Source organism: Thermosulfurimonas sp. (genome assembly GCF_015491435.1).
Classification (GTDB): Bacteria; Desulfobacterota; Thermodesulfobacteria; order Thermodesulfobacteriales; family Thermodesulfobacteriaceae; genus Thermosulfurimonas_A.
Genome location: NZ_WFVX01000103.1, coordinates 1 through 8,818, shown reverse-complemented (window position 1 = coordinate 8,818; position 8,818 = coordinate 1). Strand labels below are relative to the sequence as shown.

At 60.6% G+C, this 8,818-nt stretch carries 9 protein-coding genes; 4 read left to right on the top strand and 5 right to left on the bottom strand.

Features of this window, described 5'->3' with window-relative positions:
• The 5 genes from F8J34_RS04625 to F8J34_RS04605 form a co-directional block, all read right to left on the bottom strand.
• Window positions 1–923, bottom strand: a 923-nt coding sequence (locus F8J34_RS04625; protein WP_297056838.1) for a DEAD/DEAH box helicase family protein, incomplete at its 3' end; no start/stop codon positions are given.
• 5 nt (window positions 924–928) lie between these two features.
• Window positions 929–1,792 (bottom strand): UTP--glucose-1-phosphate uridylyltransferase GalU, encoded by an 864-nt coding sequence (gene galU / locus F8J34_RS04620; RefSeq protein ID WP_297056837.1) that lies wholly within the window; start codon window positions 1,790–1,792, stop codon window positions 929–931.
• The gene (locus F8J34_RS04615) at window positions 1,789–2,403 is read right to left on the bottom strand and encodes a hypothetical protein (protein ID WP_297056836.1); all 615 of its coding nucleotides are present in this window, start codon (window positions 2,401–2,403) and stop codon (window positions 1,789–1,791) included. Before F8J34_RS04615 ends, galU begins: the two co-directional genes overlap by 4 nt.
• On the bottom strand, window positions 2,391–3,578 hold the full coding sequence (locus tag F8J34_RS04610; protein WP_297056835.1) for a PilT/PilU family type 4a pilus ATPase: 1,188 nt from the start codon (window positions 3,576–3,578) through the stop codon (window positions 2,391–2,393). Before F8J34_RS04610 ends, F8J34_RS04615 begins: the two co-directional genes overlap by 13 nt.
• Entirely contained in the window at window positions 3,575–4,666 is a 1,092-nt protein-coding gene (locus F8J34_RS04605; RefSeq protein ID WP_297056834.1) for a type IV pilus twitching motility protein PilT, read from the bottom strand. The genes F8J34_RS04610 and F8J34_RS04605 overlap by 4 nt, the downstream gene beginning before the upstream one ends.
• Before the next feature lie 70 nt (window positions 4,667–4,736).
• On the opposite strand from F8J34_RS04605, the gene F8J34_RS04600 reads away from it, so the two are divergent.
• Genes F8J34_RS04600 through F8J34_RS04585 form a run of 4 tightly spaced genes read left to right on the top strand, consistent with a single transcriptional unit; the run spans window position 4,737 to window position 8,681 of the window.
• Entirely contained in the window at window positions 4,737–5,408 is a 672-nt protein-coding gene (locus F8J34_RS04600; RefSeq protein ID WP_297056833.1) for an ATP-binding cassette domain-containing protein, read from the top strand.
• Window positions 5,401–6,267 carry a permease-like cell division protein FtsX gene (locus tag F8J34_RS04595; RefSeq protein ID WP_297056832.1) on the top strand — a complete coding sequence of 289 codons (867 nt, stop codon included), beginning with the start codon at window positions 5,401–5,403 and terminating at the stop codon, window positions 6,265–6,267. Before F8J34_RS04600 ends, F8J34_RS04595 begins: the two co-directional genes overlap by 8 nt.
• Complete coding sequence (locus F8J34_RS04590) at window positions 6,165–7,403, top strand: peptidoglycan DD-metalloendopeptidase family protein (protein WP_297056831.1); 1,239 nt, start codon at window positions 6,165–6,167, stop codon at window positions 7,401–7,403. Before F8J34_RS04595 ends, F8J34_RS04590 begins: the two co-directional genes overlap by 103 nt.
• A gap of 3 nt (window positions 7,404–7,406) precedes the next feature.
• Window positions 7,407–8,681 carry a S41 family peptidase gene (locus F8J34_RS04585; RefSeq protein ID WP_297056830.1) on the top strand — a complete coding sequence of 425 codons (1,275 nt, stop codon included), beginning with the start codon at window positions 7,407–7,409 and terminating at the stop codon, window positions 8,679–8,681.
• Window positions 8,682–8,818: the final 137 nt, after the last annotated feature.

Sequence of the window (8,818 nt, the reverse complement as noted above, 5' to 3'; positions counted from 1 at the left end):
TCCACATACGGAGTGAGGGCGATCTCCGGCACCAGGACCAGCACGTCCTTCCCCTGGGCCAGGGCCTCCTCGGCCACCTTTAGATAGACCAGGGTCTTCCCGCTTCCGGTAACCCCGTGAAGAAGAAAGGTCCGGAACCCCTGGCCCAGGGCCTGGCGAATCTCCCCGATGACCCGTTTTTGTTCCGAATCCGGTTCGGGGAGGGAGAGATCTCCCAGCACCGGGCCCTTGCGCAGACGCGGAAGGCGGAGACGGCGCACCCTTCCGGAGGAGATCCAGGCCCGGACCTCCTCCCGGCCGAATTCCTCCTCCAGGAGCCGCCGGGGCCAGCGCTTCCGGCGCCGGAGGATCTCTTCGCCCTCGGAAAGCGGTTCCTCCCCCACGAATTCCAGCCATTCCTCCATCGGAGGTTGAAGCCCGCGTTGATCCTCCACCTCCTCCAGGAGCCCCTCTTTTACCAGACGTTCGATTTCCCCGGCCGAGGGAATAATCCCTTCGGCCAGGACCCGCCGGATCAGACGGGGCCTCGTGAGAACGGACCATCCCTCCGGAAGGCGACCCTCCCGCAGGGCCCGGCGTCCCGCCGCACTCAGGCGAACCCGGCGCTTGAGTTCCCGAAAGAACCCCGGGGGGAAGGCCTGGCGCACCATCTCCCCGGGAGGGCAGAGATAATATTCCCAGCACCAGCGCAGGAAGTGCAGGAGTTCCGGGGAGAGAAGGGGTTCGGGGTCTAGCAGATCCTCAATCTCTCGAACCTCAGCCGGAAGCTCCGTCCCCTCGGGGATGGATTCCAGGATCACCCCCACCAGGCGACGCCGCTTAAGCGGCACCACCACCCGGCTGCCCGGGGATAGGGGCCGGGAAGAGGCATAAATCAGGGGCTCTTTCAGGGGAAGGGGCAGGATTACCCGATAAAAGAACACCCCGATTAAAGCCAGGCCTTAAGGAATTGTCTCACCTTCGGTCCCAGCTGGGGATCCTTTAGGGCCAGGGCCAGAGTGGCTTTGATGAACCCCTCGGGATTTCCGGTATCGTAGCGGGTGCCTTTTATCTCCAGGGCATAGACCGGATGACCGTCCCGCACCATGGCCGAAACGGCATCGGTGAGCTGGATCTCGCCCCCGGCCCCGGGAGGCGTCTTCTCGAGATAGGTGAAGATCTCCGGGAAAAAGACGTAACGCCCCAGGATGGCCAGATCCGAAGGGGCCTCCTCCGGCCGGGGTTTTTCCACCACCTCCTCGAGCCGATAGAGTCCCTCGCGCACCTCGCTCCCGGCGATAACCCCGTAGCGATGGATCTCCTCCCGCGGCAGACGTTCCACCGCGATTACCGAGGCCTTGAGTTCCTCGGCCACCCGGATGAGCTGCCCCAGAGCGGGTTCCTCTCCATCCACCACGTCGTCGCCCAGAAGGACCCCGAAGGGCTCGTTTCCCACCAGAGGGGCCGCCACCAGGATGGCATGCCCCAGCCCCAGGGGTTTCTTCTGCCGCACGGCGGAAAGATTCTCCACCAGGTTGGAGGTGCGACGCACCTCGGCCAGAAGATCCTGCTTGCCCTTGGCCTCCAGTTCGGCCTCCAGTTCAGGGTCCAGATCGAAGTGGTCCAGCAGGGATTCCTTTCCCCGGGAGACCACGAAGATGATGTCCTTGATCCCGGCGGCTACGGCCTCCTCCACGATGTATTGGATCACCGGTTTATTAATCAGACAGAGCATCTCCTTGGGGATGGCCTTGGTGGCCGGGAGCATGCGCGTCCCCAGCCCGGCCACCGGAAGGACAGCTTTGCGAATCATACCGGCTTGACCTCCTTTAGACTCTGGTAATAGGGTCGATAGAGACCCTCCCAGTAGGTGCGGGCCCGGGCATAGATCTCCTCGAAACGGTCCAGATGTTCGGGCTGACAGACCAGATGCATGCCGGAAAGGAAGATCTCACGGGGATCAAGGGTGCGATAATGGGAGGAGACCCAGATACGGAAGATGCGCCGGTATTCCTCCATGGAAAGGTCCTGACCCAGATGGGACTCGCACGCCGAGACCAGCTCGCGATCCTCGGTGCCGTAAAGGAGCACCTGGGGCACCAGGATCCGTAGCCATTTGCGCAACTCATCCACTGATCGGAACCTGCGCAGGGAAAAACCGGCTGCTTCCAGGGTCTTTTCCACCGGGGTCGAGGGCCGGGGAAGGTCCCAGAAGAAAAGGGCTACCGGACCGGAAAGGAGGAAGTCCTCCAGGCCGCCGATCTCTCCCGTGGACGCTTCCGCAGCCGGGGGTCTGGCCGAAGCCCGGAGGAGCTTGCCCCCGCATTCCGGGCAGAAGAGGACCTCTCCCTTGATTTCCTCGGCCGGTCGGCGTAAACGATACCTGCGGGAACATTTCTCACAGACGAACTCTACCTTTTCCACCGAAGATTCCCCTCGTCCAGATCCAGGGAGAGTTTTTCCAGTTCTATTTCGGAGGTCTTTTCGCCCCGGGAAGCCTTGATCAGGTCTATTTCCCGCCCCACCAGGTCCCTCCTGATACAATAAGCTAAGGCCGTTTCCTCGGTGATCAAGCCCTGACGGTAGAGTTCGATGATGTGCTGGTCAAAGGTCTGCATGTGATAGGGGCTTCCCTGACGCATTACGTCGTAGAAGGTCTTGCCCTCCTCCTCGCCCCGGAGGATGATCTCCCGGGCCCGGATATTGTTGTAAAGGATATCGAAGATGGCCACCCGGCCACCCCCCACCTTGGGAAGCAGCCTCTGCCCCACGATCCACCGGATACAGTCGGCCAGACGCCCCCGGATCTGATGTTCTTCCTCGATGGTGAAGAAGCCCAGGATACGATTGATGGTGTTCCCGGCTCCCACGGTATGCATGGTGGAGAGCACCAGGTGTCCGGTTTCCGCCGCCGCCAGGGCGATCTCCATGGTTTCCCGATCCCGGATTTCTCCCACCAGGATGACCTGCGGGGCCTGGCGCAGGGCCGCCCGCAGCCCGCTGGCGAAACTGTCGAAATCGGTCCCCAGTTCTCGCTGACTGAAGGTGGCCTTTTTCGAGGTATGCACGTATTCCACCGGATCCTCCAGGGTGACCACATGCACGGCCTCGCGCTCGTTGATCTCGTTGAGGATAGCCGCCAGCGAGGTGGTCTTTCCCTGACCGGTGGCTCCGGTGACCAGCACGATGCCGCTCTTTTCCTGGGCAATACGGTAAAAGGCCTGGGGCAGCCCCAGCTCGGAAATGGAGGGGACCCGGGCCGGAAGCTTGCGCATGACGATATTGTAGTTGCCCTGCCGGGAGTAGATGTTCACCCGGAAACGGGTCCCATCCGGCAAACGATAGGAAAGATCCGCGGACCCGGTACGGATCAGGTCCTCGAAAAGGCGAGGATTACGATGCAGGAGATTGAAGGCGATGGTTTCCGTCTGCAGCGGGGTCAACCTTTCCACCGGCCAGTCCGGCAGGTTTACGGAACGAAGCCGTCCGTCCACCGCCACCTGGAAGGGACGCCCGGCCACGATCAGGATGTCGCTGACCCTCTCGTGGACCCGGGCCAGAGCCCCTATGAGTTCGCTTATGTCTATCTCTCGAATCATCCCGGTATCTCCGTAAAATCGGTCAGTTCGGCCTTTTTCACGAAGGGCATGAACCGGCTCTTGTCTATGGCCTTGTTCAGGGCCTCCTCCGGACTGATGTACCCCTTCTGGAGATAGTCCATGATGCAGTCGTCCAGGGAGATCATGCCGTATTTGCGCCCGGTCTGGATGATGGAGGGGATCTGGTAGGTCTTGCCCTCCCGGATGAGATTCCGCACCGCCGGGGTGGCGATGAGGATCTCCAGGGCCACGATCCGCCCCGGTCGGTCTATGCGTTTGAACATGGTCTGGGAGATCACCGCCCGCAGGGACTCGGAGAGGGAGGAACGGATCTGGGGTTGCTGCTCGTGCGGAAAGATCTCGATGATCCGATCCACGGTCTGTGCCGCGGAGATGGTGTGCAGGGTGGAGAGCACCAGATGCCCGGTAAGGGCCGCCTCCAGGGCCAGGGAGATGGTCTCGAGATCCCGCATTTCGCCCACCAGGATGATATCCGGGTCCTCGCGCAGGGCCGCCCGAAGGGCGGTGGCAAAGGAGCGGGTGTGCACCCCCACCTCCCTCTGGTTCACCAGGCAGCTCTTGGGTTTATGGACGAATTCGATGGGGTCCTCAATGGTGAGGATATGGTCCTTGCGCATGCGATTGGCGTAATCCACCATGGCCGCAAGGGTGGTGGATTTTCCCGAACCCGTGGGCCCGGTTACCAGCACCAGCCCCTTGGGAAGGAGGGCCAGGCGGTTGAGGATCTGGGGCAGCCCCAGTTCCTCGATGCTACGGATCTGACTGGGAATGAGGCGGAAGACCGCTCCCACCCCCCGGTGCTGCTGAAAGAAATTCACCCGGAAACGGGCCAGCCCCGGGACCTCGAAGCCGAAGTCCACATCGCCGGTCTCTTCAAATTGTTTGATCTTTTCCTCCGGGGTGATCTCGTAGAGCATGGCCCGGAGCTCTTCGTTGTCCAGCACCTTGTACTTGACCCGCTGAAGGTCGCCGTGGACCCGAAGGATGGGGGGATTGCCTGCGGAAAGGTGGAGGTCCGAAGCCCCGGTATCCACCATGAGCTTGAGAAAAGCGTCTATCTTGGCCATGCAGAGCCCCTTCTCTTACCGGTTTCCACGAGTATAATAGCAGAGGATCGCGGGGAGGAAAACCGGATAAATGGCCACGCTTCTGCGCCTGGAAAGGGTAAGTAAGATTTATCCTCCTTATATTCAGGCCCTGGATCGGGTGGATCTGGAGGTAGAGAAGGGGGAGTTTATCTTCATCTCCGGGCCCAGCGGGGCCGGAAAGACCACCCTTCTCAATCTCATCTTCGGGCTGGAAAGGCCCTCCTCCGGAAAGATCTACTACGGGGGCCGGGAATACGGGAGTCTTTCCCGCACCGAGTTGATCCGTTTGCGGCGCAGAATGGGTTTTGTGTTTCAGGACTTTAAACTCCTTCCAGACAAAACGGTCTTTGAGAATATCTATCTGGGGCTGGAGATCCTGGGGGTTTCCCCGGCCGAGGCCTATCAGAGGGTCTATCCCTGGCTCAGGCGCCTGGGGCTTGCCGGGAAGGAAAAGGCCCGGGTGGAGACCCTTTCCGGGGGAGAGAAGCAGAGGGTGGCCATCGCCCGGGCGGTGGTGCGCGAGCCGGAACTCATTCTGGCCGACGAGCCCACCGGGAATCTGGATCCCCAGCGGACCCGCGAGATCCTGGAGATCCTGGAGGAACTGAATGCCGAGGGAATCACCGTGCTGGTGGCCACACACGACGAAAGCCTCTATCGCGGGCGCCATCGTCGGGTTCTAACCCTCAAGGGCGGAAGGCTGGTGGAGGGAGATGTTTAGACGCTTCTGGCGGGAATTCGGGCTCAACCGGGGAGCCTATCTCATGACCCTCTTTATCCTGGCGGTGGCGGTGTCTGTGCTCCTTTTCTTTAGTTTCTTTTATTACAATCTCTATTCCTTTTCCCGGCGGGCCGCGCGGGGGCTGGCCCTTACCGTCTATCTGGAACCCGGCGTCTCCCCTCAGCAGAGGCAGGCCGTGCGCAAGGCCCTGGCCTCTCTGCCGGGGGTGGTGGAGATCCGCCTGGTAAAAAAGCCCCAGGTGCTTGCCGAACTGAGACGCATCTTCCGCACCAACCCCGATGTATTGGAGGAGATAGACCTTTCCCGTCTTCCCAGCTTCTTCGAGGTGGTCTTCCACGATCCGTTGCGGGATCTGGAGCGGGCCCGGGCCCGGGTGCCGGAGATCCAGAAACTTCCCGGGGTCCTGCAGGTCCAGTACGCCCGGAGCTGGCTCGGGCGCATCTATAACCTGAGTCAGCTGGTAAAGAGGCTAACCTTCCTTAGCGGCATCTTCCTTCTAATCTCTCTGGCCTTTCTCATGGCCGTGAATATCCATCTGACCCTGGAGAAACAACGCGAGGAGATAGAGGTCCTCTATCTCCTGGGGGCCACGCCGGGCTATATCGCCCGTCCCAAGGTGCTGGCCGGTTTTCTGGTGGGGCTCGGGGCCGGGCTTCTGGCCTGTCTCCTCTTCGGGGCCCTTAAGACCTATCTGGACCGGGCCCTTCTGGGGCTATGGCCCTTTGTGGACTTCCGATGGGAGGGTTTACCCTGGCAATTTCTGATCCTTACCGTAGGAGGGGTGGGATTCTTTTCCGCTTTGGTATCCTGGTTTTCGGTGCGGCGTTACTTCTCCTGAACGGGAGGGCCGGCGCCGCTTCCTCCCTCAAGGAGAAGATTATCCAGAAAAGACATCTCCTGACCCAGGCCACCCTAAAGGAAAAATCCATCCTCCGGGAACTGGAAGACCTGGCCCGGGAGATCTCCAAACTGGGAGAGGAAATCCGGGTTCTGGATGGGAAGATCGCCGCCACCCAGCAGAAGATCGCCCTGTTGAACCGGAGACTGGAGGATCTCGCCTGCCGCGAAAGGACCCTCCGGGAAAACCTGAGCCGGGAGATCGCGGTCTTCAGCACCCTGTATCGAACCCTCTGGTTGAATCTCCTCTTCGAACCCAGTAAGGCCAACGAGTTCCTGCGCCGGGAGAGTTATCTTCGCACCATCATTCAGAACGAAAGCGAGAAACTCAAGGATCTCTATACCCTGCGGGCGGAACTTCTGCGTCTGAAACGGGAAAAGGAAGAGATGCTGCGGGAGCTCATGCGCCAGAAAGAACTGAGGGAGGACAAACGCCACGAACTCCTTCTGGCCCGTCAGGAGAAGGAGATCCTGCTTCAGCGGGTGCGGGAGAACAAGCGTCTCTATCGGGAGGCCCTGGAGGTCCTTCTGGCCGCCCGCAGGGAGATCGAGGCCCTGAGCCGACAGGTGGAGGAGGCCCGCCGGGAACTGGAGAAACTCAAAAAGCAGCGTTCCTCCCCTCCGCCGGTGCAGCACCCCCGGGTGCGCCTGCGCCCCCTCTTTGAGGTTAAAGGCTATCTTCTGCCTCCGGTCTCCGGGCCGGTCCTGAGGTTCTTCGGTCTGGACCGGGACCTTTTTACCGGAAAGATCTCCTTTAGTCCGGGTATCTTCATCGGGGCCCGGGTGGGAACCCGGGTACGGGCCCCCTTTGCCGCCCGGGTCACCCGTCTCAAGTGGATCCAGGGTCAGGGGCAGATGGTGGTCCTGGATCACGGATACGGTTTCGTGTCCCTTATCGGGGGGCTCTCCGAGGTGAAGGTCCTCCCCGGTCAGGAGGTCTCCACCGGAGAGGTCCTGGGAAGGGTAGGGGCCTCCCCTTTTGGCCCCAGTGGGGTATATTACGAACTGCGTTACAGGGGAAAACCGCAGAATCCCCTGGAATGGTTAAATATTCGAGAACTTAAACTGGCGAGGTAGGAGATGAGGAAGCAACTGCTGGTGATCCTTCTCTGGGTGAATCTGGTCTTCTGGGGGGCGAGTCTTCCCGCGTCGGCCAAACAGAAGGGCCCGCAGGACCCTTACGAGGCCCTGAAACTCTTCTCCCAGGTGCTGGAACTGGTGGAGGACAATTACGTAAAGCCGGTAACCACCAAGGAGCTGGTCTATGGGGCCATTAAGGGTATGCTCTCCAATCTGGACCCCCATTCCTCCTTCCTTACCCCCGACGATTACAAGGAACTCCAGATCGAAACCAAGGGTAGTTTCACCGGGATAGGGATCGAGATCACCATTAAAGACGGTTTTCTCACCGTGGTGGCCCCCATCGAGGGGACCCCGGCCTGGAAGGCCGGTCTCAAGTCCGGCGACCGGATCATCAAGATCAACGGAAAGTCCACCAAGGGTATGAGCCTGATCCAGGCGGTAAAACTACTCCGGGGGCCCAAGGGCACCAAGGTTACCATCACCATCTTCCGCGAGGGCTTCAAGGCCCCCAAGGACATCACCCTGGTGCGGGATGTCATCCCCATCAAGAGCGTGCGCTATCGGATGCTTGAGCCCGGATACGGCTACGTGCGTATCTCCAGCTTTCAGGAGAAGACCGTCTCGGAACTGCGTACGGCTCTCGCGGATCTGGAGAAACAGCATCTCAAGGGGCTCATTCTGGATCTGCGCAATAATCCCGGAGGGCTTCTTGACGCCGCGGTGGGGGTGGCGGATGAATTCCTGGATCAGGGCCTGATCGTCTATACCAAGGGGCGTCGGAAGGATCAGAATTTCAAGTTCGAGGCCCATCCCAATACCCGGAAACACGCTTATCCTCTGGTGGTCCTGGTAAACGCCGGTTCGGCTTCGGCCTCGGAGATCGTGGCCGGGGCCCTGCAGGATAATCATCGTGCGGTCATCGTGGGGACCCGGACCTTCGGTAAGGGTTCGGTTCAGACCATCATTCCCCTTCCGGACGGTTCGGCGGTGCGTCTCACCACCGCACAGTACTTCACCCCCAGCGGGCGGTCCATTCAGGCCGAGGGCATCGAACCGGATGTAGAGATACCCGAACTGAAACCCGAGTGTCTGCATAAGACCCATCCCGTAATCCGGGAGAAGGACCTGGCCCATCACCTGGAAAATCCCCAGCAATCCAAAGAGGAAAAGGTCTCTCCCACGGCCAAGGAACTCCTGAGCAAGGACTTCCAGCTGCGGGAGGCCCTGAAGATACTGAAGAGTCTGCCCAATATCTCCAAGATCCGGTATTAAGATTTGGCCCGATCCCGGCGCAAAACCCCTTCCCGCAGGCCCCGGAGGGATCTTCCCGGGTCCCTGGCCTGGGCCTTGCTGGGGCTTTTTTTCCTGCTGGCGGCCCTGGTCTTCCTGCGGCTCTTTCGGCCCGGCCC